Here is a 26,896-nt window from a genome sequence, read left to right as displayed (position 1 = left end):
TCATGTCCAACATTGCATTCGACGGATTTCGCCGGCTGTTCCTGAAGGGCGCCATTGCCGTCGTCATCGGCCTTGGCGGCATGCCCGCCTTCGCGCAGGACAAGCCCGAATTCATCCGCATCGGCAGCACCGCGCCGGGGCACCTCAAATTCGTCCTCGCACAGAAGGACGGCTGGTGGGAAAAGGAGTTCGCCAAGGACGGCATCAAGGTCGAACTTGTCACCTTCAATGGCGGCTCCGAGGCGACGACGGCGCTTGCGACAGGCGCCATCGAATTCACCTATACCGGCAACAATCCCGCGTTGCGCGTCGCCGCCTCCGGCGCCGATGTCAAGCTGATTGGCCTGTCGAGCTATGTGCGGTCGGGCGGCTCGTATATCGTGGTCAAATCCGACTCTCCACTGAAGACGCTGCAGGACCTCAAAGGCAAGAAGGTCGCCTATCTCACCGGTACGGTGCGGCACTCGAATTTCAACAAGGCGCTGAACAGCGTCGGCCTGACGACCGGTGATGTCGAGGGATTGAACCTGCCTTTCGAGGCATCCGGCCCGGCACTGCTGCGCGGCGACATCGACGCCCTCGTCGAAACGGATTCGACCGCGGCCAAGCTGGTCGACACCGGCGAGGCACGGGTGCTCTTCGACACCAGCACCCATCCGGAATGGAACGTGCCGAACGTCATTTCGGTCAACGGCGCCTTCGCGGCGAAATATCCCGACCTGGTCAAGCGGCTCCTGAAGGTCGACATCGAGATTTCCCGCTGGGCCGATGCCCATCCCGACGAGACGATCAAGACATTCGTCGAGGCGACCAAGTCGTCGGAGAAATCGGTGCGCAAGACCTATGCCGACGGCGTCTTTCACCAGGATCCGAGGCTGACCGACGATGCGATCGAGGCGCTCAAGGGCGAAGAGAAATTCATGGCCGGTGCCGGGCTTTTGAAGGGCTCGATCGACTACGGCAAATGGATCGACAAGAGCTTTGTCGACGCGGCCGGCGCGGAAGTCGCGGCCGTCCAGTAGCGGGCGTGCTGAACGGGCAGGGGTTCCGGCGCCGCTCCATTTCAGAGAGTGTCAGATCTCCGGGATGTTCTCCTTGAAGATCACCTGGAGCCTCGGCTGGTGCAATTCGTAAGGCAGTCTCCGGACCGCATGGGTCAAGGTGTTGAGCGCTTCGCGCGCTTCGACGCGCGGGTTCTGGTCGATGACCGCGTCGAGCGTGCCGTCGAGCAGAAGCTCCTTGGTGCCTTCGGTTACCTCATGGCCGAGGAAAACCATCGATATCGCACGGCCGCGCTCCTTGAGCGCGCGGGCAATGCCGGTGTTGCCCGCGCCGACATTGTAGATCGCGGCCAGGTCGGGGTGCCGCTCCAGAAGGGCTGATGCCTCCGAATAGGCCTTTTCGCGGTCGTCAAGCATCTCGCGCATTTCGACGATCTCCAGATTGGGCGATTCCTCGGCCAATATGTGCCGGAATCCCATCTCGCGTTCCTCATGGCCGCGATAGGAGAGCGAGCCGGCGAACAGCGCCACCTTGCCAGGACGTTCCGACCCCATGAAACGGTTGAGCAAATAGCCCGCCAGCCGTCCGGCGGCGCGGTTGTCGATGCCGATATACGCGACCCTTGGCACATGCAGGATGTCGGAGGCGATGGTCACCACCTTGACGTCGTTGGCCGACAGCGAGCGGATCGCCTCGCGCACCGTCGGATGGTCGAGCGCGATGACGCCGACGCCCTGAGTCTGGCCGCGCAGATCCTGCAAAAGGCGTGCGAGCCGGTCGGGATTGAAGCCCTCTATGGTGGCGATGTGGACATCGAGATCCGGCCGCGCCAAGGCTTGGGCTTCGATGTGGCGATGCAGCATCTTGATGAAGGAATTGGTGCCGGCCGGCAGCGCGAAGTCGAGCCGGATGACATCGCCGGACAAGGGCTTGAGAGGCGCCCCGTTCGCGCCTTCGGCGATGTAGCCAAGACGCCGCGCCATTTCGAGCACGATTTCGCGCGTGCGCGCCCGCACACCCGGACGGTTGTTGAGAACACGGTCGACGGTGGCGGCGGAAACGCCGGCTTCCCGGGCGATGTCAGTCAGGGTGGAACGCACCGTCTTTCATCTCCTCAATGCATTAGGATCACGCAATGCCGACCGCCGGCCGGGTGGCGACTGCTCTTCGCCATCCGCGATTCTGATGGGAAATGATGTATCCGGCCTTGGCCGATGCGCAAGCCGCCGGGCTAAATCAGATCGCCCGGCAGGATCGCATCGCCGTGGGAAGATAGATTTCCCATCAAATCGAGGCATCAGGAGCGGTGTATGGATTCCGGTATGACGCATTCCTTCGCCTTTCTGCTAGATTGTGAGGTGTTTTGATTATTCATGATGTTGACAGCCTCCCGTGACTGCCGTCAATATCCCTCATGGGCTCGTGGAGGAAACATTGGCCCCGAGGGAGGGAATTCCAATGCCTGATCCGATCCGCATGCCGCGGCTCCGGTTGCCAGCATCTGGAGGCGCGTTGGCGAGATGACGACGGCCGCGAAGACAGAATTCTGGGAGGAAGACATGGCAGGCAAAGGCTTCGAGCCGGACGTGAAGGTTCGCACCAGCGAATTCAAGATCGGCTGCGTCGGCGCCGGCATGATCATGACTGAATGCCATCTCGCGGCCTATAAGGAAGCAGGCTTTCCTGTCGTGGCGATCGCTTCGCGTACAAGGGCGAATGCGCAGAAGGTCGCCATGCGCTGGGGCATTCCGACCGTCCACGACACGCCGGAACGACTGATCGAGGATCCGCAAGTCGAGATCATCGACCTGGCTTTCCCGCCGGACCAGCAGCCGGCGCTGATCCGCCACGCGCTGAAGCAGAAGCACATCAAGGCGATCCTGGCGCAGAAGCCGCTGGCGCTGTCGGTCGAGGAAGCGGTGAAGCTGCGCGACGAGGCGGCGAAGGCGGGCAAGATCCTCTCGGTCAACCAGAACATGCGCTACGACCAGTCGATGCGCGTGCTGAAGCAGATCATCGACAGCGGCGCGCTCGGCGACGTCGTCTTCGCGCAGATCGACATGCATGCGATCCCGCACTGGCAAGGCTTCCTCGAGGAGTACGACCGGCTGACGCTTGCCAACATGAGCGTGCATCATCTCGACGTGCTGCGTTTCCTGTTCGGCGATCCCGATGAGATCACCACGCTGACGCGCAAGGATCCGCGCACGACTTTCGAACACACCGACGGCATCACCGTCTCGACGCTGCGCTTCCCGTCCGGCGTGCTCGCCGTGTCGCTGGAGGATGTCTGGTCCGGTCCGCGGCAAGAAGGCTACAAGGACGACCAGCACATCAACTGGCGCGTCGACGGCACCAAGGGCGTCGCCAAGGGCACGATCGGCTGGCCGACCGGTGCGGCCTCGACGCTCACCTATGCCTCGGCCGAGACAACGGATGGCGAGTGGGTCAGCCCAAGCTGGGACACGATGTGGTTCCCGCATGCTTTCATCGGCGTGATGGAACAACTCCAGCACGCCGTGAAGACAGGCACGCCACCGGCGCTTTCCGTCGCCGACAACGTCAAGACCATGGCGCTGGTAGAGGCGGGCTATCGCTCGATCGCTTCGGGCCGCACGGTCAAGCTTTCCGAAATCTCGACAAACCCGATCAATTGAAATCACTGGTAACTGAATCGCTTACAGGGAGGAATTCACACCATGATGCAGGCAGGTATTTTCACGGGCTATTTCCCGTACGGCCTCGAAGAGACGGCGAAGAAGATCCGCGGGCTCGGTTTCAACACGGTGCAGCTCGACCTGCATTTCAGGGATATCGACCTGTCCGCCGGGCAGATCACCAAGGACAAGGCCAAGACCGTGCGCGATGTCTTCCGCGACCACAACCTGCCGGTCTGCTGCGTGTCGGGCTACACCAACATCATCCATCCCGACAAGGCAGAGCGCGACAAGCGCGTCGGCTACCTCAAGGAGATCATCCGCAACGCCCGCCATTTCGGCTCGCCCTACGTGATCTCGGAAACCGGCACCTACAACACCGAATCCGACTGGGTGCACCACCCCAAGAACAAGACCGAGGAGGGGTTCGAGGAATGCCGCAAGGTGATATCAGATCTTGCCCAGACGGCCTATGACCATGGCGCGGTCTTCCTGCTCGAAACCTATGTCAACAACGTCGTCGGCTCGGTCGAGGAGACGGTCAAGATGTTCGCGCAGGTCGATCACCCGGGCCTTGGCCTGCTGATGGACCCGACCAACTATTTCGAGACGCACAACATCGACCGGATGGACCAGATCCTGAACCAGGTGTTCGACACGTTGACGGACAAGATCAGGATAGCGCATGCCAAGGACGTCAAGCGCTCGGGCAGCGACAAGTCGGAAAAGCACGCCGACATCGGCGATGAGGATGCCATGGAAAGCCACACCTTCCGCGGCGTCGGCGAGATCGAACTGCCGGCGCCCGGCCTCGGCTCGCTCAACTACGACCTTTATCTTCAGCGGCTTGCCGAGAAGCACCCGAACATTCCGGTCATCATCGAGCACCTGTCGGAAGACGACGTGCCGCGCGCCAAGACATTCCTCGACGGGAAGTTCCGCGCCAACGGCCTGTGACGGCCGGCCGCGCCGCCTGTGCATGGCGGCACGGCTCCAAACAAGGAGGAAAGCAATGTTGAAATTTGCATTGAAATTGGCGGCCGCCGCGACTGTGCTTGCCGGCATCGCGTTCGGGTCGGCCGCGCAGGCACAGGACGGCCAGAAGACCTTTTATCTACTGTCGCATGGCGGCCCGTCGGATGCGTTCTGGATCGACTGGAACGCCGGCGCCACAAAGGCCTGCGACCAGCTCAAGGTGACCTGCAAGATCTCCTTCAGCGGCGGCGACATGGCGGCGCAGAAGGAAGCCTTCAATTCCGCGCTTGCCGCCAAGCCCGATGGCATCGCCACCACCTCGGCGCAGCCTGGCCTGTGGACCGAGGAGGTCAAGGCGGCGAAGGCCGCCGGCATCCCGATCGTGTTCTTCAACACCGACGATCCGGCGACGGGGCGGCAGGCCTATGTCGGCGCCGACCTGAAGGAGGCCGGCACGATCTGGGCAAAGTATCTTGTCGACCACAAAATGGTGAAGCAGGGTGACAAGGTCTTTCTGCCGGTCGAAGTCCCCGGCGCAAGCTACCAGCAGCTCGAGACCGAAGGCATCGCCAGCGTCTTCGATCCGCTCGGCATCAAATATGACGTGGTCGATTGCGGCACCGATCCGGCCGGCATCATCGCCAAGATGACCGACTATATGGTTGCCAACAATCCGCCGGCGATCATCGCGCTCGGCGATTCCGTGGCGGCCAGCGTCAAGCGGGTCTTCGACGGCGCCGGCGTGCCGGCAGGCAAAATCCCGGTCGTCGGCTGGGGCAATTCGAAGGAGACGGCGCAAGCCGTCCAGGACGGTTTCGTCAACGCTGCGGCCTGGCAGTACCCATCGGCGCAGGGCTTCATGCCGGTAGCACTGCTCGGGCTTGCCGCCTCGGGCGAGCCAATCGGCTACGACATCCACACTTTCGGTCTCTACGACGCGTCGAGCGTCGAGCCGATCCTCAAACTCTACGACAAGAAGTGAAAATGGACGCCCGCCGCGCCGGCGGCGGGCGCCTGCAAACAGCATGGTTCAGAACGTCATGGCAGTCACCGCGGAAGAGGGCGCAGCAAGCGCCAGGAGCAGGTCGAGGCTGATGCGCTCGCCGCAATTTTCCTCGTTCATCATCCTCGTCGTCCTTCTCGTGGTATTCGCGATCGCGGACGGCAATTTCCTGTCGCCGCTCAACATCTCCAACATGATGGCGTTCCTGCCCGAGCTCGGCATCATCGCGCTCGGCATGACGCTGCTTCTGACGGCCGGCGAGTTCGACCTGTCGGTCGGTGCCGTATTCGGCCTGGCGCCAGTGGTCGTGATGCTTCTGGTGCAGAACGGCGGGGTGGATATCGGCGTCGCCCTTCTGGCTGGACTTTTACTGTGCATCGCGATCGGGGCGATCAATGGGGTGATCGTCACCAAGATCGGCATCTCGTCATTCCTGGTGACCCTGTCCATGCTGCTGATCGTGCGTGGCGCGGCCCTCTACATCACGCAGGGTTTCCCGCTGAAGTCGTGGGACCAGCCTGGCTTCTTCGTGACGCTGCTTGCCGGCAGCTTCAATATCGGCTCGTTCCGCTTCTACACCTCGCTGTGGTGGTTCGTCGGCCTGTCGCTGCTGGCAATCTACGTCCTGCGCTATGCCAAGCTCGGCAACTGGATCAGCGCCATCGGTTCCAACCGCAACGCGGCAGTGGCCCGCGGCGTGCCGGCGGACGCCGTCAAGATATGGCTGTTCATCGCCACCTCGGTGCTGGCCGGGCTTGCCGGCATGATCAGCGCCTTTCGTATTTCGGCCGCTTCGCCGGTGGCCGGCACAGGCTATGAGCTCGAAGTGATCGCCATGGTGGTGGTTGGCGGCACGGCGCTGACCGGCGGACGCGGCACCATCCTGGGCACCATCGTCGGCGCGCTGATGCTGCGCGCCATCCGTAACGGCATCGTGCTCGTCGGCGTGCCCGGCCTCGCCTACAACATCTTCGTCGGCGTGATCATCCTCGCCATGCTCATCCTGCATGCTTTGCTGCAGAAAAACGCGGCAAGGAGCTGACTATGATGCAAGAAGTGCTTCGGCTGCAGAACCTGCAAAAATCCTTCGGCAGCGTGCGCGCGCTGAAGAATGCCTCGCTGACGCTGAGAGAAGGCGAGATAGTGGCTCTGCTCGGCGACAATGGCGCCGGCAAATCGACGCTGATCAAGGCGATCTCCGGCGTCTTCCCGGTCGATCGCGGTGACATCTATGTGCGCGGGCAGAAGGTTTCGATCCGCTCGACGCGCGACGCGATGGATCTCGGCATCGAGACCATCCACCAGGATACGTCGCTGGCGCCGGATCTCAGTATCGCGCGCAACCTCTTCCTCGGCCGCGAACCGGTCAATTTCAAATGGTTGGGCGTGTTTGCGCCGCTCGATCTCGCCAAGCTGCGCGATGCTGCCTCCTCCCTGCTGAAGCGCGTCGGCATCTCGAAGAAACTCGACGCCGACGCGCTGGTCTCAACGCTGTCGGGCGGCGAGCGCCAGTCGATCGCCATTTCGCGGGCCATGCAGTTCGCCGCCAAGGTGATTATCCTCGACGAGCCGACCAACAATCTCGGCGTCGAGGAAACCCATGGCGTGCTGCGCTTCGTCAAGGAGATGCGTCAGGCCGGCCATTCGGTGCTGCTCATCACCCACAACATCCATCACGTGTTCGAGGTTGCCGACCGCATCATCGTCATGCGCCGCGGCGAGATCGTTGCCGAGCAGACGGTCGCCGATACCGATCTGCTGACCGTGGAAAGCATCATCACCGGCGCCGACCTGTCGGCTCTGATGAAGAGGGCGCAGTGACGGCATGGTAGAGCTTTACGGCAAGACGCTCTCGCGCCGGCAGGTCTCGGAACGCTCCGGCATGCTGTCGCAGTTCGCCGGCGTGCGGCTGATGACGCTCGGCGACGGGGTGGAGCGCGGTATCCGCATGCTGGAGTTCCGCACCGGCTCCGGCCTGCGCTTCACCGCACTCGTCGACCGCGCGCTCGACATCGCCGATTGCGACTTCAAGGGCCAGGCGATCGGCTGGCACTCGCCGGGCGGTTTTCGTAACCCCGGTCTTCACGACTATGAGGGGGAAGGGGGGCTGGCCTGGGCACGCTCCTTTTCCGGTTTGCTGGTCACCTGCGGCCTCGACCATATACTGGGTCGGGAAGAGGTGCCGGCCGAGAACTACAACTATCCCGGCAAGAAGACCGTGATCCATTCGCTGCATGGCCGTGTCGGCACCATCCCGGCACGGCTGACCGGCTACGGTGAGGCGTGGGACGGCGACCGCTGCGTGCTGTGGGCGGAAGGCATCGTGCAGCAATCGGCGGTGTTCGGCGAGGATCTGCATCTGATCCGGCGGATCGAGGCGGATGTCGGCGGCAACGAGATCCGGCTGTCCGACCGCGTCGTGAACCATGGCTTCAATCGCACGCCGCATATGTATTTCTACCATGTGAATGTCAGTCATCCCCTGCTTGACGAGGGCTCGCGCTACCTCGCGCCAATCCGCGACGTGGTTTGGGCCGGCCATGCCGGCGAGCGCTATGAGGCGCAGAAGGTCGGCTACCGCACCGTGCCGGAACCGCGAATGGGGTTCAGCGAACAGGTCTGGCAGCATGAAATGGACGCCGATGGAAAGGGCGAGGTACCAGTGGCGGTGGTCAACGACCGGCTCGGCCTCGGCTTCGAAATGGTGACGCGGAAAGACCAGCTGCCTTGCGCCTATCAATGGCAGAATTTCCAGGCCGGACAGTATGCGCTGGGTATCGAGCCATCGACGCATCATGTGCTCGGCGATCTCGCCGCGCGCGAACGCGGCGAGATGATCTGGCTGGAGCATGACGAAGGCCGCGCCTACGATGCCGTGTTCCGGGTCCTGGACGGCAGGGAAGCTATCGCCGGCGCCGAAGACAGGATTGCGGCAATCGCCCGCCAGCCCGAACAGGATTATCCTCGGCCCTCCGGCAATTTCCGGAGACTGGCGGGCCCGGCATGAGCGCGACATGTATTCAAAGCAAGCCCTCCGGCCGGCGGGCCGGATTGCGAGCGGTGCGAGAAGTTTGGAGGCCCGTGTGAAGACGATGGCAAAAAAGCGGGATTACAGCCTGGTCGGTGAAAGCACCAGGGCCGCGATCGAGACCGGCCTGGCCTCCGCCGAATGGTACCACACCGATGTCCCCCGCAAGGTGATGAAGGAGCTGATGCAGCGTTCCGACGGGCCGGCGATCCGCGACACCATCATCTGGATTGTTGCGATCCTGGGCTCGGCCGCCGGCATTATCTGGTTCTGGGGCTCATGGTGGGTGGTGCCGTTCCTGTTCGTCTACGGCGTGCTATACGGCTCGTCGAGTGACTCGCGCTGGCACGAATGCGGCCATGGCACGGCCTTCCGCACGCGCTGGATGAATGATGTCGTGTACCACATCGCCTCCTTCATGCTGATGCGCAATCCAGTGCAATGGCGCTGGAGCCATGCCCGCCACCACACCGACACCATCATCGTCGGCCGCGACGCCGAGATCGCCGTCATGCGGCCGCCGGACCTGTTGAAGGCGGCGCTGGCCTTCACCGGCATCCTCGATTTCCGCTATTCGCTGCCGACGCTCGTGCGTCAGGCGTTCGGCAAGCTGTCCGACGAGGAGAAGAGCTATGTTCCGGAAATGGAATGGGCAAAGGCCGTGACGGCCGCGCGGTGGCATGTTGCCGTGTACATTGCGACGATCGCTGTCGCGGTCGTCCTCAGGTCATGGATACCGGTGGTGCTGATTGGTTTGCCGCGCCTCTACGGCACCTGGCACATGGTGACCACCGGCCTGCTGCAGCATATCGGGCTGGCCGACAATGTCGTCGACCACCGGCTCAACACGCGCACCGTTTACATGAACCCGATCAGCCGGTTCATCTACTGGAACATGAACTATCATGTGGAGCACCACATGTTCCCGATGGTGCCCTATCATGCGCTGCCCAGGCTGCATGAGCTGATCAAGCACGACCTGCCCGTGCCGAACCCGTCGATGTGGCATGCCTATCGCGAGGTCTGGCCGGTCTTGCTCAGGCAGCTGAAATACGAGGACTACTACCTCAAGCGCGAGCTGCCGCCGACGGCCAGGCCCTATCGCGGCGAATTCCATGAGTTCGACATGTCGGCGGCGGCTGAATAAGGATCGCGAATGGTTGCGGGAGACAGAGATGGTCGATTGGATTGAAGCGTGTGCGGTGGACGATGTCGAGGAAGAGGATGTCATCCGCTTCGACCACGGTGGCCGAACCTTCGCGATCTATCGCTCCCCGGACAATGAATTCTTCGCCACCGACGGTTTCTGCACGCATGAGAAGGCACATCTCGCCGACGGGCTGGTGATGGACGACATCATCGAATGTCCAAAGCACAATGGCCGCTTCAACTATAAGACCGGCCAGGCCAAGGGCGCGCCGGTCTGCGTCAATCTTGCGACCTATCCGGTGAAGATCGAAGCTGGCAAGGTGATGATCGAGATCTAAAGCGCGGCAAACCGATCCGGCACCGCGGCAAGCAAAAGAGGGACGTTTATGAGCCGAAAGAGACCGACCGTTGCCGACCTGCGCGCCATGAAAGGCAAGCGTCAGCTGACCATGCTGCGCGTGCTGACCCTGGACGAGGCGGAAGCTGCCGAGCGGGCAGGGGTCGATATCGTCTCCGTGCCGCCGGAACTCGTGCTCAACCCGCAATACCGCGATGCGGCACCGAGCCTGTTCACCATGCCGGGAGACAATTTCTACGAAATCGGCACATCGGATGATTTCCTGCGTTGGGCTTTCCGGCTCTACAAGGCCGGCGCCGACGCGGTCTATTGCAGCGCGGGCTACGCCACCATAAAGCGGATGGCGGACGATGCCATCCCCGTCATCGGCCATGTCGGCCTCATTCCATCCCGCGCGACATGGACCGGCGGCTTCAAGGCGGTCGGCAAGACCGCCGACACCGCCATGCAGGTGTTCGAAGCGGTGAAACAGCTCGAGGCCGCCGGCGCGATCGGCGCCGAAATCGAAGTGGTGCCGGTCGAGGTCGCCAAGGCGATCTCCGAGCGTACCTCGCTGATCATGCTGTCGATGGGCGCGGGCACCGGTTGCGACGCGCAATATCTGTTCGCCGAAGATATCCTCGGGCAGAATCGGGGCCACATGCCACGACACTCCAAGGTCTATCGCAACTTCGCCGCTGAATATGATCGGTTGCAGGCGGAGCGGGTGGCCGCATTCTCCGAATATGTCGCCGACGTCAACAGCGGCGTCTATCCCGAGGACAGGCATGTGGTGCACATGGACCCGGCCGAGCTACGTCTGTTCCTCGACAAGGTCGGCCTGGGCTAAGATCGGCTGCCAATTCCCATCGACAAGCGCGGCATGAAGCGCTTCGGCTTCGATGCCGAGCGGCCGATCCTCCTTCAGCGCCGGCACCAGCGCGCGTATCGCCTTATGGATAGCGGCCATGCGCGGCGCCAGCGTCTGCCCGTCGCGCAGGTCGACGGCCTGGGCGGCCGCCATCAGTTCGAAGGCGATCAACCGGCGCCACAGTGCGATCATGGCGGCGCATTTCGAAACGGCCAGCGGCGTCTGCGTGGCATGGTCCTCGACGCCCTCGGAGACGGGCAGGAAATCGAGCATCACCGGATTGGCCTTGTGGCGGATGGCGGCCAGGATCGATGTTACCGTCTTCTGCAGCGGCACGAAGCCGGCCGATGCGCCGCCGACCGGCGACAGGTATTTCGGACCGCGCTCATCGTGCCATAGGGCACGACCAGCGTGCCACGCTTGATCCACTCGGTCTTCAGCAGCGGCTGCGGTTCCGGCAGCCGCGAGGCCTCGACGACGATGTCGGCGCCTCGACGCAACTTTGCCAGTCGGCCACAGCCTTGACCGGCTTGCCGAGATCGGTGGAGAGCCTGGCGGCAAAGCCGTCGCGGCTTTTCCGGCCGGCGCGAATGGTCACGGATCTGGACGCCGCCGGCCAAATGCTGTTCAAAGCGGTCCGTCATGACTGCCATCCCCGAGACTGACGTTTTAGCCGACCCAGCCAGCAGTTCGCGGCGTGTGGCGCTGATCGTCGCCATTGCCTTCTTCATGCAGCTCTTGGATTCGACGATCATCTCGACGTCGCTGCCGCAGATGGGCGCCTCCTTCGGCGTGCCGGCGGTGGCGATGAGCATCGGCATCACCATCTATATGCTGACCATGGCGGTGTTCGTGCCGGCGTCGGGCTGGCTCGCCGACCGGTTCGGCGCGCGCAACATCTTCCTGATGGCGATCGCACTGTTCACGCTGGCTTCGCTCGCCTGCGGCTTCTCCGAGAATCTCACCGAGTTCGTCGCGGCGCGCGCCGCGCAAGGGCTGGGCAGCGCATTGATGACGCCGGTCGGCCGCATCCTGGTGCTGCGCAACGCGTCAAAATCGGAACTGCTCAACGCAACCGCGCTCATCACCTGGCCGGCGCTGTTCGCGCCTGTCGTTGGTCCGGTGCTTGGCGGTTTCATCACCACCTATCTCTCCTGGCACTGGAATTTCTTCATCAACATCCCGCTTGGGCTGATCGGGCTGGCGCTGGTCGCCCGCTTCATCCCCGGTGACCGTGAAGCCGATCCCAAGCCACTCGACTGGCCGGGTTTCTTCCTGACATCGGCGGGACTTGCTTGCCTTCTCTGCGGCCTCGAGCGTATCGCGCATCCCGACGACGGCGTGCTGCCGACGGTGCTGCTGGTCGCGGCAGGGATCGTCATCGGCTGGTTGGCGGTGCGGCATCTCCGGCGCGCGCCCCATGCGCTGCTCGACCTGTCCTCGTTCAAGGTGCTGACCTTCGCCATCTCGACGCTTGCGGCCGGCACCATATTCCGCGTCGCGATCAACGCCACGCCGTTCCTGCTGCCGCTTTTGTTCCAGGTCGGCTTTGGCATGAGCCCGGTCGATGCCGGCATGATGATCCTGGCCTATTTCCTCGGCAATCTCGGGATGAAGACGGTGACGACGCCGATGCTGCGCCACTTCGGCTTTCGTTCGGTGATGGTCGTCAACGGCGTCATTGCGTCCGCATCGATCATGGCCTGCGCGGCGATCTCGCCGCAGACGCCGCAGGCGCTCGTGGTGGGGCTGATGCTGATCGCCGGCCTGTCGCGTTCCATGCAGTTCACGGCGCTGAACACGCTGGCCTTCGCCGATGTCGCCGCGGCGCAGCGCAGCTCGGCGGCGACGCTGTCCTCGATGCTGCAGCAGGTGGCAATGCTGTTCGGTGTGGCGATAGCTGCGGCGATCCTCAACCTGTCGCAGATCACCAGGGCCCAGCCGGCGCTGGACCTCGTCGATTTTCGAGTCACCTTTCTGGTGATCGGCGTTATCGGGCTGGTGGCGTCGTTCCGTTTCCTGGTGTTGCCGAGGACCGCCGGCGCCGAGGTTTCCGGCCACATGGCCGGGAACTGAAATCGAATTTTCCCATCCACCGCAGGGTTAAATTCCATCTTCGCCTTGCGCCTTGGTGTCGTGCTTGCGCAAGACGCAGGGATGGCGCAAACAATTGCCAAAAGTGCTGAAGTTTCCAGGCATTGCGCCAGCATCAGCAATCAATGCGTCCACATCGCGAGTCTCGTCGGCAGTCCGTGTTTTGAACGCGGATTCATTTGACGAACCGACGTTGAGCCGATTAGCTTTCTTCCCAGGGGCGGCAGCGCTGCCGCCGGGGTGAAGACAGACAATGAACGCGATCGGTCGGCCGAGTTTCAAGAGCCTGAACCAGGAAGGTATTGTCTTTGCCATAGCGGTGATGCTGTTCATTGCCGCGGCCATAGGCCTGCCGGGCTTCATCGCTCCGAACAATCTCGTTGCCATCGTTCGTTCGGTTTCGGTACTGGGCATATTGGCATTGGGCATGGCGGTCGTCATCATTGGCCGTGGCATCGACCTCTCGGCGGTGGCGATCATGGCGATGTCGGTCGCCTGGTATCTGCAGTTGATGAATTCAGGAACGCCTGACGGGCTCGCCTTCGCCTATGTGCTGGCCAGCGTGCTCGCCATCGGCCTGCTCAACGGCTTTCTCGTCGCTTACGCCGACGTGCCGGCGATCTTCGTGACGCTTGCCACCGGCTCCTTCGTCTTCGGCTATGTGCGCTCGCAACTGATCACGCAGGATGCGGTTCCGGTGCCGCAGGGCCATTGGGTGGAACTGCTTGGCGGCCTGCGCTTCCTCGACATTCCCATCGAGGTGTTCGTCTTCGCTGCACTGGCTTTCCTGTTCTTCCTGTTCCTGCGCTACACCAAATGGGGCCGCTACATCTATTTCGCCGGCGATAATCCGGTCGCCGCGCGCAACATCGGTATTCCAGTGCGGCCGATGCTGGTGCTGCGCTATGTGCTTTCCGCCTTCGTCGCGCTGATCGCCGGCCTGCTGACAGCGGCCAGCCTGCATTCGATCAACACCCGCGTCGTCAACTCGACGCTGCTCTACGACATCGTGCTGGTGGCGGTGATCGGCGGCATCGGGCTTTCGGGCGGACGAGGCGGGGTGCGAAACGTGCTGGTCGGAGCGGCGCTGATCGGCATCCTGCTCAATGCGATGACCATCATCGACATTCCGCTGCTCTACCAAAACCTGATCAAGGCGGCGATCCTGCTCGGTGCCATCATCGTCGACGGCATCATCAATCCGCGTGACGAACAGACGGCGCAGCAGGGCGACATCTAGAGCATGATCCCGAAAAGTGGGAACTTTTCGGAAAAGATCATGCTCAAACAGGAAGACTAGACCAAAGCGGACGGTTGGGGCCGGCCGTAAATAACAACGACCAACCAGAGGATGTGACATGAAACTGATCAAAACATTGATGGCCGCCGCGACGGCGCTTGCGGTCACCGCGTTCGTGGCGCCGAGCTTCGCTGCCGACGATCCGGGCCCCGCTGCCTATGCGCAGGCACTCAAGGGCAAACGCGTCATGCTGGTGCCGCTGGCGATGGGCTTCGACCTGGCGCAGGGCTGGGCGCACTATTTGAAGACCGAAGTCGAGGCCTGGGGCGGCACGTTCGAGACGCGCGATCCGAACTGGGTCGTCGATGCCGGCGCGCAGGCGATCACCGATGCCATCTCCTCCGACACCAGGCCTGACGTGCTGATCATCCACGCGCCCGACCTCAATTCCTACTCCAAGCTGATGAAGAAGGCGCAGGCAGCCGGCACCTACGTGATCCTGGTCGACAATCCCGCCAATTTCCCGGCCGATGCCTTTGTCGGCAGCGATTGGGACCGGCTCGGCCAACTCGAGGCGGAAGCCGCGATCAAGGGCTGCGGCGAGAACTCGTCCAAAAAGATCGGCCTTGTGCAGGGCGATCAAGCGAACTCCTCCAGCCTTTATCAGTACGCCGGCATCATGAAGGTACTGGAAAAGCATCCCGAGTTTCAGGTCGTGGCCAAGCCCGACTCCAACTGGGATGCGACCACCTCGCGCAATGTCACGACGACGATGCTGCAGCAGAACCCCGACATCTGCTCGATCATCGACTTCTGGGATGGTGATGCTACTGGCGCGTCGGCCGCGATCCGTGATGCCAAGCTCGAGGGCAAGGTTTTCCTGGTCACCACCGGAGGCGGCGAAAAGGCGGCCGACTGCGACAAGCTGCAGGACGGCACTTATGGCGCGGTTGTCATGACCGACCTTGCCCGGCAGTCGGGGGACATGAACGCCATCATAAAGTTCCTGCTGCAGAGCGGCCAGCCGGCCGGCACGTCGCACACCTACATCTACACGCTGGAGAAGGCGACGACCAAGGCCGACCTCAAGCCCGACAGCTGCTGGGACCTGAAAGCGCTGCAAGCGGAAGCTGCGGCGAAGTAGGTCGCGAGTTTACGCCTGATATCAACATGGCGGCCGGGTTGTACGTGGACAATCTCCAACCTCGGCGCTGCCCCTCACCTTACCCTCTCTTCGTGAAAACGGGGAGAGGGGGTGTCGACGCTGGAGCTTATCCCTTCTCCCCGTTCTTCACGGGGAGAAGGTGCCGGCAGGCGGATGAGGGGCAGCGGCGAAGTTGAGAATTGCTCCGGAGCGATTACCCGGCCACCTTTTTCTCTTCTCTCGCAATAGCAGTGACCTGATGTCCTTTCGCGAACGCCTCCAGGCCTGGCGCTACAATCTCGTGCCCGACCATCTGGTCGGCGAGATACTGACCAAGCGCTGGACCGACAATGCCATTCCCTTCCTGGCACTGGTGGCGACACTCGGCGTGTTCGGTTCGATCATTCCGGGCTTCTTCAAACTGACCTCGCTGCAGGAATCGACCCGCCAGCTCGGTGAATTCTCGATGGTCGTCACCGGCATGACGGTGGTGATGCTTGGCGGCGGCATCGACCTGTCGGTCGGCTCGATCTTTGCGCTGTCCTGCTTTTCGGCCGTCTATGTCTTCTTCATCCTCGAACAGTCGATCTGGCTGGCGCTGGCCGCTTCGCTTGCCGCCGGCCTCGTCTTCGGCGCCGTCAACGGCTATCTCGTCGGATACCTCAGGCTGCGCGCCTTCCTCACCACGCTGGTGACCTTCATTTTCGGGCGGGCGCTGTTCGACATCCTGGTCACCACCTATGCCGCCGATGTGCAGCTGTCCCAAGCCACCTCCGATGTGCTCGACTTCATCGGCGACGGCACCTTCTGGGGCCTGTCGGTCTCGGTGTGGTTGGCCATTATCCTCGCCATCGTCACTCATATCGCGCTGACGCGCTCGCGGCCCGGCTGGCATGTGCTGGCGGTTGGCGGCTCCCGGCGCTCTGCCCACAATGCCGGCATCCGTGTGCGCCGCACCGTGTTCATGACTTATGTCTTCTCAGGCTTCTGCGCCTCGATCGGCGGCTTCCTCATAGCTTGCCGGCTGAGCGGAGCAGGGCCGGGCACCGGCCTCAACCTCGAGATCATGGCGCTGACCGCGGCGGTGGTCGGCGGTGTCAGCCTCGGAGGCGGGCGCGGCTCGGTGATCAAGGGGCTGATGGGCGCCATCATCGTTTTGACCATGACCAACGGCCTGATCAGGCTGGGCTACGGCACCGGCACCAACCAGATGGTGCTGGGCATCATGCTGGCAGTGGCGGTGACGATCGACATCCGCTGGCTGAAGAACCGCCACAAGGTGCTGAACGAGGTCTATGTCGCGCCGGTCTATCTCAGGATGGGCGAGACGCAGTCGGCGGCGCCCGGCTCCGGCACATCCTACGAACTCGACGACAGGCTGTCGGGCGCCGACCATATCGGGCTCGGCGAACTGGAGGGACCGGAAGATGTCATTCTCGACCGTGACGACCACCTCTATTGCGGCACGCGCCATGGCGAGATCGTCCGCTTCTTCGCGCCGGGCTATGTGAAGTCGGAAGTGTTCGCTCATATCGGCGGCTTTCCGCTCGGCCTTGCCTTCGACAAATCAGGCAATCTGATCAGTTGTGTCGGCGCCATGGGGCTCTATTCCGTCTCGCCCGATCGTGAGGTCAAACGCCTGTCGGCCGAAACGTCGCGCTCCTGGACATCGGTCGTCGACGACGCACGGCTGCGCGATCCCAACGACTGCGACATAGCACCGGACGGCCGCATCTATTTCACCGACTCGACCAAGCGCTACGACGCGCATGACTGGGCGCTGGATTCGATCGAGAACCGCGCCACCGGCCGCCTGCTGGTCTATGATCCGAAGGACGGATCGACCAGGACGCTGCTCGACGGCTACCGCTACACCAACGGCGTGTGCATGGCGCATGATGGCAAGTCGCTGTTCTTCGCCGAGAGCTGGGCCTGCCGTGTGCATCGCTACTGGCTGGAAGGGCCGAAGGCCGGCACCGCCGAATGCGTCATCCGGGACATGCCGGGCTACCCCGACAACATCAACCGCGCTTCCGACGGCAATTACTGGATGGCGTGGCTCGGCATGCGCACCCCGAGCTTCGACCTGTCGCTGCGCCATCCCGACATGCGCAAGCGCATGACACGCCGGCTGCCGCAGGACGAATGGCTGTTCCCCAACATCAACACCGGGGGCGTGGTGAAATTCACGGAGGAGGGCGAGATCGTCGAAGCGATGGGCGACCTCTCGGGCGGCGCGCATCCGATGGTCACCTCGATGCGCGAGCACAAGGGATATCTCTTCGTCGGCGGCATCCTCAACAACCGCATCGGCCGCTACAAGATTGCTGGCGCCGACCCGAATTGGACCAGCCCGGCTTCCTATTGGGGAGCAAAGCGATGATCCTCGATCCCATCCTGGATTTATTTCGCGGCAAGGCGGTGACGATCCCGCCGCTGGATGGCGCTTTCCGACCCAACACGCAGCTTGACGATGCGCCGGCGTTTGCCGAACTGACCGAGCCGGACAACCTGCTGAGTGCTGGCGACAAGCTGCTCGCTTCCAGCGGCAACGCCGTCTATTCGATTGCCGCCGGTACCGCGCCCAAGTTGGTCGAGACCTTTGCGTCCACCGTTACCGCGCTGGCGTTCTCGCCATCGGGTGAGCTGACGGTCGGATTGGAAAGCGGCAAGCTCCTGGTCGGCGGTAGGGATGTTTCGCGACCGGCTGGTGTCAGCTGCATCACCGCGCTCGCCTATGCCGGTGACGGCGCTCTGTGGCTGGCCAATGGTTCGGCCGAATTCGCACCATCACAATGGGCGGCCGACCTGATGAAGAAAGGCGCGTCCGGATCGCTTTGGAAGCAGGATGCGGCAGGCGGGACCTTCCGCAAGGTGGCCGGCGCCATCGCCTTTCCCTATGGGCTCCATCCCATCGGCAGGGATGTGCTGGTGAGCGAGAGCTGGCGCCATCAGCTCATCCGCTTCGAGGCGGCAAGCGGCAGCCGCTCGACGGTGTTGACCCATCTGCCCGGCTATCCCGCGCGGCTGTCGCCGGCAGCCGATGGCGGCGCCTGGCTGACCCTGTTTGCGCCGCGCAACCGGCTGATCGAATTCGTGCTGCAGGAGACGCATTACCGTCAGGACATGATCGAGCAGGTGCCGCCGGCCTATTGGATCGCACCGGCTCTGGCCTCAAGCCGCAGCTTCCTCCAACCGCTGCAATGCGGCGGCATCCGCACGATGGGCATCCACAAGCCCTGGTCGCCGAGCCGCTCCTACGGTCTGGTGGTCAGGCTCGACCAGAACATGCAGCCTCGGTTCAGCCTGCACAGCCGCGCCAACGGCATACGTCACGGCATTTGCAGCGTGGTTGAAAAAGATGGCGAACTGTTCGTCGCCTCGAAGGGCGGCGACTGCGTGTTGGCTGTCGATGCCGGGGGGTTTTGATGGAACCAATCGTGCGCCTGGAGAATGTCACCAAAAATTATCGCGGCGTGCCCGCGGTCAAGAATGTCAGCTTCGAATTGCGCAAGGGCGAGATCCACGCGCTGCTCGGCGAAAACGGCGCCGGCAAGTCGACGCTGACCAAGATCATCGCCGGAGTGGTCGACGCCAGTTCGGGCAAGATGTTCCACAAGGGACGCGAGATCGCTTACGCCTCGCCGCATGCGGCGCTCGAGGCGGGCATCGCAATGGTGTTCCAGGAGACCAGCCTGGTGCCGTCGATGACGGTGGCGCAGAATCTTTATCTCGGCACCGAGAAATTCCTCAACCGGCTGCGCGGCACCTACATTTCCGCGCAGCAGTTCCTGCAGTCGCTGAATTTTCCGGTCGACCCGAACGCCATGGTGGCGACGCTTGGCGCGGCCAAGCGCCAGATGGTCGAGATCGCGCGCGCCGTGCACCACAATGCCGAGATCATCATCTTCGACGAGCCGACCGCGACGTTGACGCCGGAGGAAAAGCGGCACTTCTTCGCGCTGATCCGGCGGCTCAAGGCGCGCGGCGTCTCCATCGTCTTCATCAGCCATGCGCTGGAAGAGGCGCTGCTGATTGCCGACCGCATCACCATCCTGCGCGACGGCGAGTTGGTCATCACCGACGACACGTCGGCCTTCGATCGCGACCGGATCGTTGCCGCCATGGTCGGGCGCATGCTGTCCGGGCAGATCTATCGCCAGCGAGACGAGGCCAGGCTGCGCAAGGCGGGCAAGAAAGTTCTGTCGGTGCAGGACATCTCAATGAGCAATGTCGTGCGCAACAATTCGTTCTCGATCTTCGAAGGCCAGATCACCGGCGTCTTCGGGCTGATCGGCTCCGGCCGTACCGAGACGTTCAAAATCGTGTCCGGCATCTACAAACGCGATTTCCTGCGCGGCGGGGCGATCGAGCTGGACGACAGGCCGGTGCGCTATCTCGTGCCGAGCGAAGCGGTGGCCGACGGCATCGTCTACGTCACGGAGGATCGCAAGAGCGAAGGCATTTTCGAGACGATGGGCATTGCCGAGAACCTGTTCGGCGGGCTGCTGGCGGCCGGCCGCGAAAAAGGCTGGGTGATCAATCAGCAGGAGATGCGCGCGCTCTCCGCCGAATGGACCAAGACGCTGAACATCAGGGCGATCAACGACAATGCGCGCGTGGTCGAGCTTTCCGGCGGCAACCAGCAGAAGGTGGTGATCGGCAAGGGGCTGGTGCAGAAGCCGCGCGTGGTCATCTTCGACGAGCCGACGCGCGGCGTCGATGTCGGCGCCATCGCCGAGATCCACCAGATCATCAACCGGCTGGCCGACGAGGGTCTGGCCGTCGTCGTCATCTCGTCCTACCTGCCGGAGATCATGAACCTGTCCGACCGGATCCTGGTCTGCCGCCAGGGCCGTATCGTCGAGGAGTTTTCGCCGGCCGAGGCGACGGAGGAGAAGATTATGTATGCGGCGGTGCATTAGAGAGTGTGTCGGTATTCAGGTGAGGCCGGCCTGCAAACGCCAGCTTGACTTGAATCTCGACATACCCTCGCGGTGCCGTTTGCGTCGCAAAAGGCGAATAGGCGAATGAAGTGAATGGATTGGCGGCGGCTGTTCAGCGTCCGATTCAAACGTCCGGCATTGAAAAACGAAAGGAAACACCATGGCCACCACCAGACTCCTGAGCGATGCCGAGGTGGAGAAAATCCCGGCCTTAAAGGCGGTGTTCGACGACATCCGCGCGACGCGCAAATCCGATTTCGTCAATAATTTCTGGCGCGGGCTGGCCAATGATCCTGCGGCGCTGAAGCGTATCTGGGAACAGCTCAAGGCGGTGATGGTTGCAGACAGTGCGATCGATCCGTTGACCAAGGAGATGATCTACATCGCGGTGTCGACCGCCAATGGCTGCTCCTATTGCGTCCATTCGCACACCGCGGCGGCGCGCGCCAAGGGCATGACAGATGCACAGCATGGCGAACTGGTGTCGATCATCGGGTTGGCGGGACAGACCAACCATCTGGTGACGGCAATGCAGATCCCGGTCGATCCACAGTTCGAGGTGAAGTGAGGAAAGACGCGCTACACCGGCCTGTAAACCTTCTCCGCCGCGTTCCAGAAAATGTCGGCTTCCGCCGCCGTGCCATGCTTCTCCACCGCATCGCGGTGCGCCTTGATCAGTTCGGCGTGGCCGGTCCAGAGCTTCTCGATCGGGAAGTTCGAGCCGAACATCAGATGGTCGCTGCCAAGAATATCGATCGCATTGTCGATGATGTAGGCGATCAGCGCCGGGTCGTTGCGGTGAACGAAGGTGCCGAGGCCAGACAGCTTGGCGTAGAGATTGGGCGCCGCCGACAGTGTGCGCAGGCCGGCCTTCCAGGCTTCGGTGGTTTCCGGTTCCATGCCGGTCAGCATGCCGGCGTGGGTCAGGATGAAATTCGTCTCCGGGTTTTCGCCGACCAGCGTCAGCCCGTCCTTCATCTGGGCGGGGAAGAGCTGCAGGTCGAAGGACAGGCCGTAATCCTTCAGCCGCGCGACGTTGGCGCGGACCTTGGGGTCGATCACCTGGTCGGCCGAGGCGGCGAAGCGGAAGGCCGGGGTCTCGTGCCAGTGCAGTTGCATGCGCACGCCGCGCAGCAGCCTGTATTTCATCAACCGGTCGATCTGCGGCCTGACATCGTCCACCGTCATGTCGGCATAGCCGACGATGGCGTGCGGCCAGCCGGTCTCGTCAGCGGTCTTCTGCAGGAAGGCGACCTCCTTCTCGAAATCCTCCTTGGCCCAGTTGGTCTGGACATAAACGGCTTTTTCGACGCCCGAACCTTTTTGGTCGGCCAAAAATTCATCGATCGGATAGTCGCGGCGGATCGGTTCGTAAGGGCCGAAGATGCGCGGCACCATCGGGCCGACCAGCCATGGTTGGTCCTTCTGGCGCCAGATGTGGAAATGCGCGTCGATGGCTTTCTGCATCACGATACCCTTTTCCAGATGGTCGCGGCCGCCGGGGCGGGGCGTGCGAGCGACAGGATGAAATCGGTGAGGCCGGCCAGCGACGAGCCGTCGACCAGATCGTCGAGGTCGGGCAGGATGGCGCGCAGCGCCGCTGTCGCCGGCTGGAAGCGCGGATCGCCGGCCAGCGGGGTCGCCAGCGACAGCCGGAAGGCGCGGGCGCTAAGCCTGCGCATGGCAATCTCCAGTTCGGCATGGTCGCCGCGCTCCAGCGCGTCGGAGAGAATGACGACCGCGGCGCCGCGCGTGAACGACGAAAAGCGCGGCACCGAGAGGAATGCCAGCAGGGTCGGTCCCATGCGGGTGCCGCCATCCCAATCGTCGACCTGGGCCGCCGCGCGCGCCAGCGCCTGATCGCGGTCGCGGATGCGCAATGCCGAGGTGATGCGGGTGAGCCGCGTGCCGAAGGTAAAGATCTCGGCGCGGTCCGCGCCCTGGACGGCGGCATGCGCCAGCTTGAGATAGTCGGCGGTGTGCAGCTTCATCGAGCCGGAGACATCGATCAAGAGCAGCAGTTTGCGCGGCACGGTCTGGCGGCGGCGCAGCAGCGGCGAGGGGACATCGCCATCTGCGCCGACGATTTCCCTGAGCGAGCGGCGCAGGTCGAGCTTGCCGCGCGAATGGGTACGCACGGTGCGGAAGGAACATCGGGCGGGCAGGGCCGATGACAGCTTTCGGCGAAACGCGGTCAGACTGTCGTCGTCGCGCTGGAAGTCGCGCGAGCTCAACTGCTCCAGGGCAGAAGACAACTCGCCGCCTTCCTGTTTCTGCTCGGCCTCGATCCGTTCGTCGTCGGCACCGCCATCATCCTTGATGCGCGTTTCCTCGTCTGCATCGCCTTCGATCACAGCTGACGCGTTGCCATAGAAATGGCTCTGGAAATGCGCTTCGAATTCGTCGCGGCGGTCAGGCGGCGGCGCTAGTGTGGCCAGGGCCGCCTCACGGATGTCCGCCATCGAGCGCGGCCCCAGCAGGGTCACGGCCTGCATGAAACGGGAGACTTGTTCCGGGGCAATAGCGAAGCCGTAGCGGCGCAGCAGGCGAGCGAAGCTGAGCAAGGGCGTTGCGGCGCGGGGGAGATGTCCGGCAGGACAGAGGGGGGCGCTGTCCCGCCCGCGTTGCTGAATGACGTCGCGGCTCACGCCAGCACCTCGTCGACGATCCGGCCGAGCTCGGGCGCGATGTAGGACAGATCCTCCTCGTCCTTGATCAGCACGCCGATGGCGCGGCGGAAGGCTTCCGGCCATGGACTGCCGCCTTTTTCGAGAATGGTCGCGGCATTGGCCCATTCGACCGCCTCGGCGATGCCGGGCGGTTTGGCGAGTGGACGCGCGCGGATGGTCTGCACGGCTGTGGCCACGGCGCGTGCCGTTGCCTCTGCGACATCGCCGGCGCGCAGCATGATGATGGCCGCCTCACGCTCGGCATCGGGATAGCCAATCCAGTGATAGACGCAACGCCGCCGGAGCGCTTCGGCGAGTTCGCGGGTGCGGTTGGAGGTCAGGATGACGATCGGCTGTGCGGTGGCGCGGATGGTGCCGCGCTCGGGAATGCTGATCTGGAAGTCGGAAAGAAACTCCAACAGCAGCGCCTCGAATTCGTGGTCGGAACGGTCGATCTCGTCGACCAGCAGGATGCGCTGCTCCGGCGCCTTCAGGACCTGCAGCAGCGGGCGGGCGATCAGAAAGCGGTCGTCGTAGATATCGACTTCTTGCTCGCCGGCATGGCGGATGGCGAGCAGCTGGCGCTGGTAATTCCACTCATAGAGCGCATGCGCGGCGTCTATGCCTTCATAGCATTGCAACCGCACCAGATCGCGGCCGAGCAGCCCGGCGATTGCCTTGGCCGCTTCCGTCTTGCCGACGCCCGGAGCGCCTTCGAGCAGCAGCGGCTTGCCCAGCCGGATCGCCAGGAAGATGGCCGTCGCCAGGCTTTCATCAGCCAGATAATGCGAGGCAGCGAGGCGCTCGGCGACCGCTTCTGGCGAAGTCGCGACCGTTTCGGCGTTTACCTCGGGCATGTCGGTCCTCAGGTCGTCGCTTGCGCCTTGAGCGCACGCAAAATGCGTTCCGGCGTGATCGGTAGCGTGTCGATGCGCACGCCGACAGCGTCGAAAACGGCATTGGTGACCGCCGGAATCTGTGGATTGGCGCACATTTCGCCGGGCCCCTTGGCGCCGTAAGGACCATCTGCCGAGGGCCGCTCCAGCACGATAATCTCGGTTTCGGCCAGGTCGCCGGGACCTGGCATCAGATACTGGTTGAAGTCGGTGCCGCCGTGGTCACGGTTAGGATAATAGGGCTCGGTCGTTTCGTAGAGCGCATGGCTGATGCCCATCCAGGAGCCGCCGACCAGCTGCTGCTCGACCATCTTGGGATTCAGCGCACGGCCGATCTCGAAGACGTTCTTCACCGTCAGCACCGTCACCTCGCCGGTCTCGTCATCGACCTCGACCTCGGCCACCGTGCAGGCATGCGCGTAACAGGTCGACGGCTTCATCGCGCCGGTCTCCTTCTCCGGATAGGAGCGCGGGATGAGGAACATGCCGCGTCCCGAGATCGAGCGGCCGCGCTTGAAATGCGCCGACAGAGCGACGTCGAAGATCGAGATCGATTTCTGCGGCGCGCCCTTCACCAATATGTTGCCCTGACCGTCGGTCTCGAGGTCGGAGGCGTTGACCTCCAACTCCTCCGCGGCCACTTCCAGCATCACCTGGCGGGCTTCCCTCGCCGCCTGGATGACGGCGTTGCCGGCGCGGTGCGTGCCGCGCGAGGCGAAAGTGCCCATGCAGTGCGGGCCGGTGTCGGTATCGGCGGTGTCGACGACGACGCGGTCGGTCGGCACGCCAATTGTCTCGGCGCAGATCTGCGCCATGATCTGCTTCATGCCCTGGCCGAGATCGACCGATGATAGGGTCACCATGAAATTGCCGGTTGGGGTCGAATGCACCAGCGCCTGGGTGGGATCGCCGCCAAGGTTCATGCCCGTGGGATAATTGATCGCGGCAACGCCGCGTCCGCGCCTGATCGCCATCTCAAGCTCCCTTCGCGTAGGAGGACATCGCCATGTACTTCTCGGCCACGGGCCAGTTGGCGGCGCGCGAAGCCTCCTGCATGCACTCTATGAGGGCCGCCCCTTCGGTCGGCTGGCGATGCGCCTTCATATCGCCGTCGCGATAGGCGTTGATGAAGCGGAATTCGAGCGGATCCATGCCGATCAGCCGCGCCAGCTTGTCCATCTGCACCTCCAGCGCGAAGTCACCGATGGTGACGCCGAAGCCGCGCATGGCGGAGGAGGGGGTGCGGTTGGTGTAGACGCAGTACGTGTCGATCCAGACATTGGGGATGGTGTAGGGGCCGGGATAGTGCCCCGCGCCCTTCTGGGCGCCATAGGGCGAATGGCGGGAGTAGGCGCCGGCGTCGGTGTAGCCGGTGACTTTGCGCGCGACGATGCGGCCGTCCTTCATCACGCCGTCCTTGATGACGACCTTTTCGGCCGCGCGAGGTGACGAGATCTGCATCTCCTCCTCGCGGCTGTAGGTAAAACAGACCGGTCGCCCTGTTAGCTTGGCGCCGAGGATCGCGATCGGTTCGACGATGACATCGACCTTGCCGCCAAAGCCGCCGCCGACCGTGCCGCCGACGAAATGCAGCTTGCTGCCCGGCATCTGCAAAATGATCGACGTGTTGTCGAGGGTGAAGAACATCGCCTGCGTGTTGGTATAGCAGGTGAAGCGGTCATTGCCCTCCGGTGCCACGATACAGCCGGTGGTCTCGGTCGGCGCATGCTCTATCGGCGAGGACTGGTAGCTTTGTTCGAGGACGTAGTCGGCCTCGGCAAACCCCGCCTCGACATCGCCGAAGCGCACCTTGCGGCACTCGCCGCTGTCATAGAGATAGTAGTTCTGGCCGTGATACTCGTTGACGAGGGGCGCGCCGGGCTTCAGCGCTTCCTCCATGTCGAAGACGGCCGGCAGCACCTCGTAGTCGACCTTGACCTTGGCCGCGGCTTCCTGGGCGGCGCGCTCCGTCTCGGCCAGCACCGCCACCACGGCCTCGCCCTTCCAGCGCACCTTGCCGTCGGCCAGAACCGCCTCGTCCTCCGGCCCGATCTGGATCAGGATCAGGATGGTGTAGACATTGTGCGGGACGTCCCTGGCGGTGAGAATTTTCACCACGCCCGGATGTTTTTCCGCTTCGGACGTATCGATCGATCGGATGCGGGCATGATGGTGCGGGCTGCGCACCATCTTCAGATGCAGCATGCCGGGAAAGTTGCGGTCGGCGAAATAGGCGGTTTTGCCGGTGACATGGCCGGGCGAATCCGAGCGGGGCCTCGGCTGGCCGATCTCGTTGAGGTCATCCTTGCGGACGTCCGAAAAATAGCTTTTGCGCAGTTCCATCTTGCTTCCCTCAGGCCGCGTTCTGCGAGTTGGCGCGAGCGGCGGTGAGCACCGCCTGGATGATAGGCTCGTAGCCTGTACAGCGGCATATGTTGCCCGACAGCGCTTCGACGACATCGTCGCGGCTGGGATCGGGCGTGTGGTCGAGCAACACCTTGGCCGCCATGAGCATGCCCGGCGTGCAGAAGCCGCATTGGGTGGCGAAGGCGTCGAGAAAGGCGCGCTGCAGCGGATGCAGGACGCCGCCTTCGGCAAGACCCGATGTGGTGGTGATGGCAGCGCCGTTGCAGGTTTCGGCGAGCGTCAGACAGGACAGCCGGAGCTCACCGTCGACGATCACCGAGCAGGCGCCACAGGTGCCTTGATGGCAGCCGCCCTTCGGCGAAGTGTCGCCGATCTTGTCGCGCAAGGCGTTGAGCAGCGTGGTGCCGCTTTCGACGAATTCGGCCTTCTCAGAACCGTTGAGCGTGAACTGGACGGGAACCTTTGCCATTCTTCCTCCTTGCGCGCCTGCCCCGCAGGGCAAGCGCGCGCACCGAATG

Annotated in this window: 24 protein-coding genes and 2 pseudogenes; 17 read left to right on the top strand and 9 right to left on the bottom strand. The window is 63.2% G+C overall.

Translation table 11 applies throughout. The features are described 5' to 3' along the window. The first annotated feature begins 2 nt into the window (after positions 1-2). Complete coding sequence (locus FJ951_RS16035) at positions 3-1,022, top strand: aliphatic sulfonate ABC transporter substrate-binding protein (RefSeq protein WP_140515877.1); 1,020 nt, start codon at positions 3-5, stop codon at positions 1,020-1,022. Between the two features lie 51 nt (positions 1,023-1,073). Here FJ951_RS16035 and FJ951_RS16030 read toward each other — a convergent pair whose 3' ends face one another. Beyond that, positions 1,074-2,102 carry a LacI family DNA-binding transcriptional regulator gene (locus FJ951_RS16030; RefSeq protein ID WP_140515875.1) on the bottom strand — a complete coding sequence of 343 codons (1,029 nt, stop codon included), beginning with the start codon at positions 2,100-2,102 and terminating at the stop codon, positions 1,074-1,076. 459 nt (positions 2,103-2,561) lie between these two features. Here FJ951_RS16030 and FJ951_RS16025 point away from each other — a divergent pair, with 459 nt between their 5' ends. The 9 genes from FJ951_RS16025 to FJ951_RS15985 all read left to right on the top strand — a co-directional run bounded on the left by FJ951_RS16025 (position 2,562) and on the right by FJ951_RS15985 (position 11,001). Beyond that, a complete protein-coding gene (locus tag FJ951_RS16025) occupies positions 2,562-3,659 on the top strand; it encodes a Gfo/Idh/MocA family oxidoreductase (RefSeq protein WP_140515873.1) in 1,098 nt (365 codons plus the stop codon). 42 nt (positions 3,660-3,701) lie between these two features. Continuing rightward, positions 3,702-4,616: a sugar phosphate isomerase/epimerase gene (locus FJ951_RS16020; protein WP_140499891.1), complete on the top strand. Its 915-nt coding sequence runs from the start codon at positions 3,702-3,704 to the stop codon at positions 4,614-4,616. 55 nt (positions 4,617-4,671) lie between these two features. Then, on the top strand, positions 4,672-5,616 hold the full coding sequence (locus FJ951_RS16015) for a substrate-binding domain-containing protein (protein WP_140499889.1): 945 nt from the start codon (positions 4,672-4,674) through the stop codon (positions 5,614-5,616). A 43-nt stretch (positions 5,617-5,659) separates the two neighbouring features. After that, positions 5,660-6,679 carry an ABC transporter permease gene (locus FJ951_RS16010; RefSeq protein ID WP_181165269.1) on the top strand — a complete coding sequence of 340 codons (1,020 nt, stop codon included), beginning with the start codon at positions 5,660-5,662 and terminating at the stop codon, positions 6,677-6,679. Between the two features lie 2 nt (positions 6,680-6,681). Then, positions 6,682-7,458, top strand: a complete 777-nt coding sequence (locus tag FJ951_RS16005) for an ATP-binding cassette domain-containing protein (RefSeq protein ID WP_140499887.1) — start codon at positions 6,682-6,684, stop codon at positions 7,456-7,458. 4 nt (positions 7,459-7,462) lie between these two features. Continuing rightward, the gene (locus tag FJ951_RS16000; protein WP_140515871.1) at positions 7,463-8,644 is read left to right on the top strand and encodes an aldose 1-epimerase family protein; all 1,182 of its coding nucleotides are present in this window, start codon (positions 7,463-7,465) and stop codon (positions 8,642-8,644) included. Between the two features lie 85 nt (positions 8,645-8,729). After that, complete coding sequence (locus FJ951_RS15995) at positions 8,730-9,812, top strand: fatty acid desaturase family protein (RefSeq protein WP_140516296.1); 1,083 nt, start codon at positions 8,730-8,732, stop codon at positions 9,810-9,812. 28 nt (positions 9,813-9,840) lie between these two features. Further along, complete coding sequence (locus FJ951_RS15990) at positions 9,841-10,152, top strand: MocE family 2Fe-2S type ferredoxin (RefSeq protein WP_140515869.1); 312 nt, start codon at positions 9,841-9,843, stop codon at positions 10,150-10,152. Between the two features lie 48 nt (positions 10,153-10,200). Next, positions 10,201-11,001, top strand: coding sequence for a 3-methyl-2-oxobutanoate hydroxymethyltransferase (locus tag FJ951_RS15985; protein WP_140515867.1), 801 nt, complete (start codon positions 10,201-10,203; stop codon positions 10,999-11,001). On the opposite strand, the pseudogene FJ951_RS15980 reads toward FJ951_RS15985, so the two are convergent. Both FJ951_RS15980 and FJ951_RS15975 read right to left on the bottom strand, forming a co-directional pair. Beyond that, positions 10,966-11,400: pseudogene (locus FJ951_RS15980) on the bottom strand (aromatic amino acid lyase); the annotation flags it as partial. The gene FJ951_RS15985 and the pseudogene FJ951_RS15980 overlap by 36 nt on opposite strands. Beyond that, positions 11,400-11,627, bottom strand: a pseudogene (locus tag FJ951_RS15975) (ornithine cyclodeaminase family protein); the annotation flags it as partial. The pseudogenes FJ951_RS15975 and FJ951_RS15980, both read right to left, overlap by 1 nt. 37 nt (positions 11,628-11,664) lie before the next feature. On the opposite strand from FJ951_RS15975, the gene FJ951_RS15970 reads away from it, so the two are divergent. The 7 genes from FJ951_RS15970 to FJ951_RS15940 all read left to right on the top strand — a co-directional run bounded on the left by FJ951_RS15970 (position 11,665) and on the right by FJ951_RS15940 (position 21,014). Further along, on the top strand, positions 11,665-13,098 hold the full coding sequence (locus FJ951_RS15970) for a DHA2 family efflux MFS transporter permease subunit (RefSeq protein ID WP_140515865.1): 1,434 nt from the start codon (positions 11,665-11,667) through the stop codon (positions 13,096-13,098). Positions 13,099-13,369: 271 nt separating this feature from the next. Then, the gene (locus FJ951_RS15965) at positions 13,370-14,356 is read left to right on the top strand and encodes an ABC transporter permease (protein WP_140515863.1); all 987 of its coding nucleotides are present in this window, start codon (positions 13,370-13,372) and stop codon (positions 14,354-14,356) included. Positions 14,357-14,474: 118 nt separating this feature from the next. After that, positions 14,475-15,500, top strand: a complete 1,026-nt coding sequence (locus FJ951_RS15960) for a sugar ABC transporter substrate-binding protein (protein WP_140499876.1) — start codon at positions 14,475-14,477, stop codon at positions 15,498-15,500. 259 nt (positions 15,501-15,759) lie between these two features. Beyond that, on the top strand, positions 15,760-17,883 hold the full coding sequence (locus FJ951_RS15955; protein WP_140515861.1) for an SMP-30/gluconolactonase/LRE family protein: 2,124 nt from the start codon (positions 15,760-15,762) through the stop codon (positions 17,881-17,883). Then, the gene (locus tag FJ951_RS15950; protein ID WP_140515859.1) at positions 17,880-18,929 is read left to right on the top strand and encodes a hypothetical protein; all 1,050 of its coding nucleotides are present in this window, start codon (positions 17,880-17,882) and stop codon (positions 18,927-18,929) included. The genes FJ951_RS15955 and FJ951_RS15950 overlap by 4 nt, the downstream gene beginning before the upstream one ends. Next, positions 18,929-20,425, top strand: coding sequence for a sugar ABC transporter ATP-binding protein (locus FJ951_RS15945; RefSeq protein WP_140515857.1), 1,497 nt, complete (start codon positions 18,929-18,931; stop codon positions 20,423-20,425). The genes FJ951_RS15950 and FJ951_RS15945 overlap by 1 nt, the downstream gene beginning before the upstream one ends. A 181-nt stretch (positions 20,426-20,606) precedes the next feature. Continuing rightward, positions 20,607-21,014, top strand: coding sequence for a carboxymuconolactone decarboxylase family protein (locus FJ951_RS15940; RefSeq protein ID WP_140499869.1), 408 nt, complete (start codon positions 20,607-20,609; stop codon positions 21,012-21,014). Positions 21,015-21,025: 11 nt separating this feature from the next. Here the strand turns inward: FJ951_RS15940 and FJ951_RS15935 are convergent, their stop codons facing one another. The 6 genes from FJ951_RS15935 to FJ951_RS15910 form a co-directional block, all read right to left on the bottom strand. Beyond that, positions 21,026-21,913 (bottom strand): amidohydrolase, encoded by an 888-nt coding sequence (locus tag FJ951_RS15935; protein ID WP_181167212.1) that lies wholly within the window; start codon positions 21,911-21,913, stop codon positions 21,026-21,028. Continuing rightward, positions 21,913-22,989: a VWA domain-containing protein gene (locus FJ951_RS15930; RefSeq protein WP_181167242.1), complete on the bottom strand. Its 1,077-nt coding sequence runs from the start codon at positions 22,987-22,989 to the stop codon at positions 21,913-21,915. The genes FJ951_RS15935 and FJ951_RS15930 overlap by 1 nt, the downstream gene beginning before the upstream one ends. 101 nt (positions 22,990-23,090) lie before the next feature. Continuing rightward, entirely contained in the window at positions 23,091-23,972 is an 882-nt protein-coding gene (locus tag FJ951_RS15925) for a MoxR family ATPase (protein ID WP_140515853.1), read from the bottom strand. Positions 23,973-23,980: 8 nt separating this feature from the next. After that, positions 23,981-24,985: a molybdopterin cofactor-binding domain-containing protein gene (locus tag FJ951_RS29010; RefSeq protein WP_140515851.1), complete on the bottom strand. Its 1,005-nt coding sequence runs from the start codon at positions 24,983-24,985 to the stop codon at positions 23,981-23,983. A gap of 1 nt (position 24,986) precedes the next feature. Beyond that, positions 24,987-26,354 (bottom strand): xanthine dehydrogenase family protein molybdopterin-binding subunit, encoded by a 1,368-nt coding sequence (locus tag FJ951_RS29005; protein ID WP_140499863.1) that lies wholly within the window; start codon positions 26,352-26,354, stop codon positions 24,987-24,989. A gap of 10 nt (positions 26,355-26,364) precedes the next feature. Then, positions 26,365-26,847: a (2Fe-2S)-binding protein gene (locus tag FJ951_RS15910; protein WP_140499861.1), complete on the bottom strand. Its 483-nt coding sequence runs from the start codon at positions 26,845-26,847 to the stop codon at positions 26,365-26,367. Between the last annotated feature and the right edge of the window lie 49 nt (positions 26,848-26,896).

The sequence above is a fragment of the Mesorhizobium sp. B2-2-3 genome (assembly GCF_006442405.1).
In the GTDB taxonomy this organism is placed as follows: Bacteria; Pseudomonadota; Alphaproteobacteria; order Rhizobiales; family Rhizobiaceae; genus Mesorhizobium.
Note: the sequence above shows the minus strand (reverse complement) of the source record. Positions and strands in the feature narration are given on the sequence as shown.

What these genes read in the sequence shown, in the direction of transcription:
- FJ951_RS16035 (WP_140515877.1), top strand. Translation starts at nt 3, where the DNA reads ATGTCCAACATTGCATTCGACGGATTTCGCCGGCTGTTCCTGAAGGGC.
- FJ951_RS16025 (WP_140515873.1), top strand. Translation starts at nt 2,562, where the DNA reads ATGGCAGGCAAAGGCTTCGAGCCGGACGTGAAGGTTCGCACCAGCGAA.
- FJ951_RS16020 (WP_140499891.1), top strand. Translation starts at nt 3,702, where the DNA reads ATGATGCAGGCAGGTATTTTCACGGGCTATTTCCCGTACGGCCTCGAA.
- FJ951_RS16015 (WP_140499889.1), top strand. Translation starts at nt 4,672, where the DNA reads ATGTTGAAATTTGCATTGAAATTGGCGGCCGCCGCGACTGTGCTTGCC.
- FJ951_RS16010 (WP_181165269.1), top strand. Translation starts at nt 5,660, where the DNA reads ATGGTTCAGAACGTCATGGCAGTCACCGCGGAAGAGGGCGCAGCAAGC.
- FJ951_RS16005 (WP_140499887.1), top strand. Translation starts at nt 6,682, where the DNA reads ATGATGCAAGAAGTGCTTCGGCTGCAGAACCTGCAAAAATCCTTCGGC.
- FJ951_RS16000 (WP_140515871.1), top strand. Translation starts at nt 7,463, where the DNA reads ATGGTAGAGCTTTACGGCAAGACGCTCTCGCGCCGGCAGGTCTCGGAA.
- FJ951_RS15995 (WP_140516296.1), top strand. Translation starts at nt 8,730, where the DNA reads ATGGCAAAAAAGCGGGATTACAGCCTGGTCGGTGAAAGCACCAGGGCC.
- FJ951_RS15990 (WP_140515869.1), top strand. Translation starts at nt 9,841, where the DNA reads ATGGTCGATTGGATTGAAGCGTGTGCGGTGGACGATGTCGAGGAAGAG.
- FJ951_RS15985 (WP_140515867.1), top strand. Translation starts at nt 10,201, where the DNA reads ATGAGCCGAAAGAGACCGACCGTTGCCGACCTGCGCGCCATGAAAGGC.
- FJ951_RS15970 (WP_140515865.1), top strand. Translation starts at nt 11,665, where the DNA reads ATGACTGCCATCCCCGAGACTGACGTTTTAGCCGACCCAGCCAGCAGT.
- FJ951_RS15965 (WP_140515863.1), top strand. Translation starts at nt 13,370, where the DNA reads ATGAACGCGATCGGTCGGCCGAGTTTCAAGAGCCTGAACCAGGAAGGT.
- FJ951_RS15960 (WP_140499876.1), top strand. Translation starts at nt 14,475, where the DNA reads ATGAAACTGATCAAAACATTGATGGCCGCCGCGACGGCGCTTGCGGTC.
- FJ951_RS15955 (WP_140515861.1), top strand. Translation starts at nt 15,760, where the DNA reads ATGTCCTTTCGCGAACGCCTCCAGGCCTGGCGCTACAATCTCGTGCCC.
- FJ951_RS15950 (WP_140515859.1), top strand. Translation starts at nt 17,880, where the DNA reads ATGATCCTCGATCCCATCCTGGATTTATTTCGCGGCAAGGCGGTGACG.
- FJ951_RS15945 (WP_140515857.1), top strand. Translation starts at nt 18,929, where the DNA reads ATGGAACCAATCGTGCGCCTGGAGAATGTCACCAAAAATTATCGCGGC.
- FJ951_RS15940 (WP_140499869.1), top strand. Translation starts at nt 20,607, where the DNA reads ATGGCCACCACCAGACTCCTGAGCGATGCCGAGGTGGAGAAAATCCCG.
- FJ951_RS15935 (WP_181167212.1), bottom strand. Translation starts at nt 21,913, where the DNA reads ATGCAGAAAGCCATCGACGCGCATTTCCACATCTGGCGCCAGAAGGAC.
- FJ951_RS15925 (WP_140515853.1), bottom strand. Translation starts at nt 23,972, where the DNA reads ATGCCCGAGGTAAACGCCGAAACGGTCGCGACTTCGCCAGAAGCGGTC.
- FJ951_RS29010 (WP_140515851.1), bottom strand. Translation starts at nt 24,985, where the DNA reads ATGGCGATCAGGCGCGGACGCGGCGTTGCCGCGATCAATTATCCCACG.
- FJ951_RS29005 (WP_140499863.1), bottom strand. Translation starts at nt 26,354, where the DNA reads ATGGAACTGCGCAAAAGCTATTTTTCGGACGTCCGCAAGGATGACCTC.
- FJ951_RS15910 (WP_140499861.1), bottom strand. Translation starts at nt 26,847, where the DNA reads ATGGCAAAGGTTCCCGTCCAGTTCACGCTCAACGGTTCTGAGAAGGCC.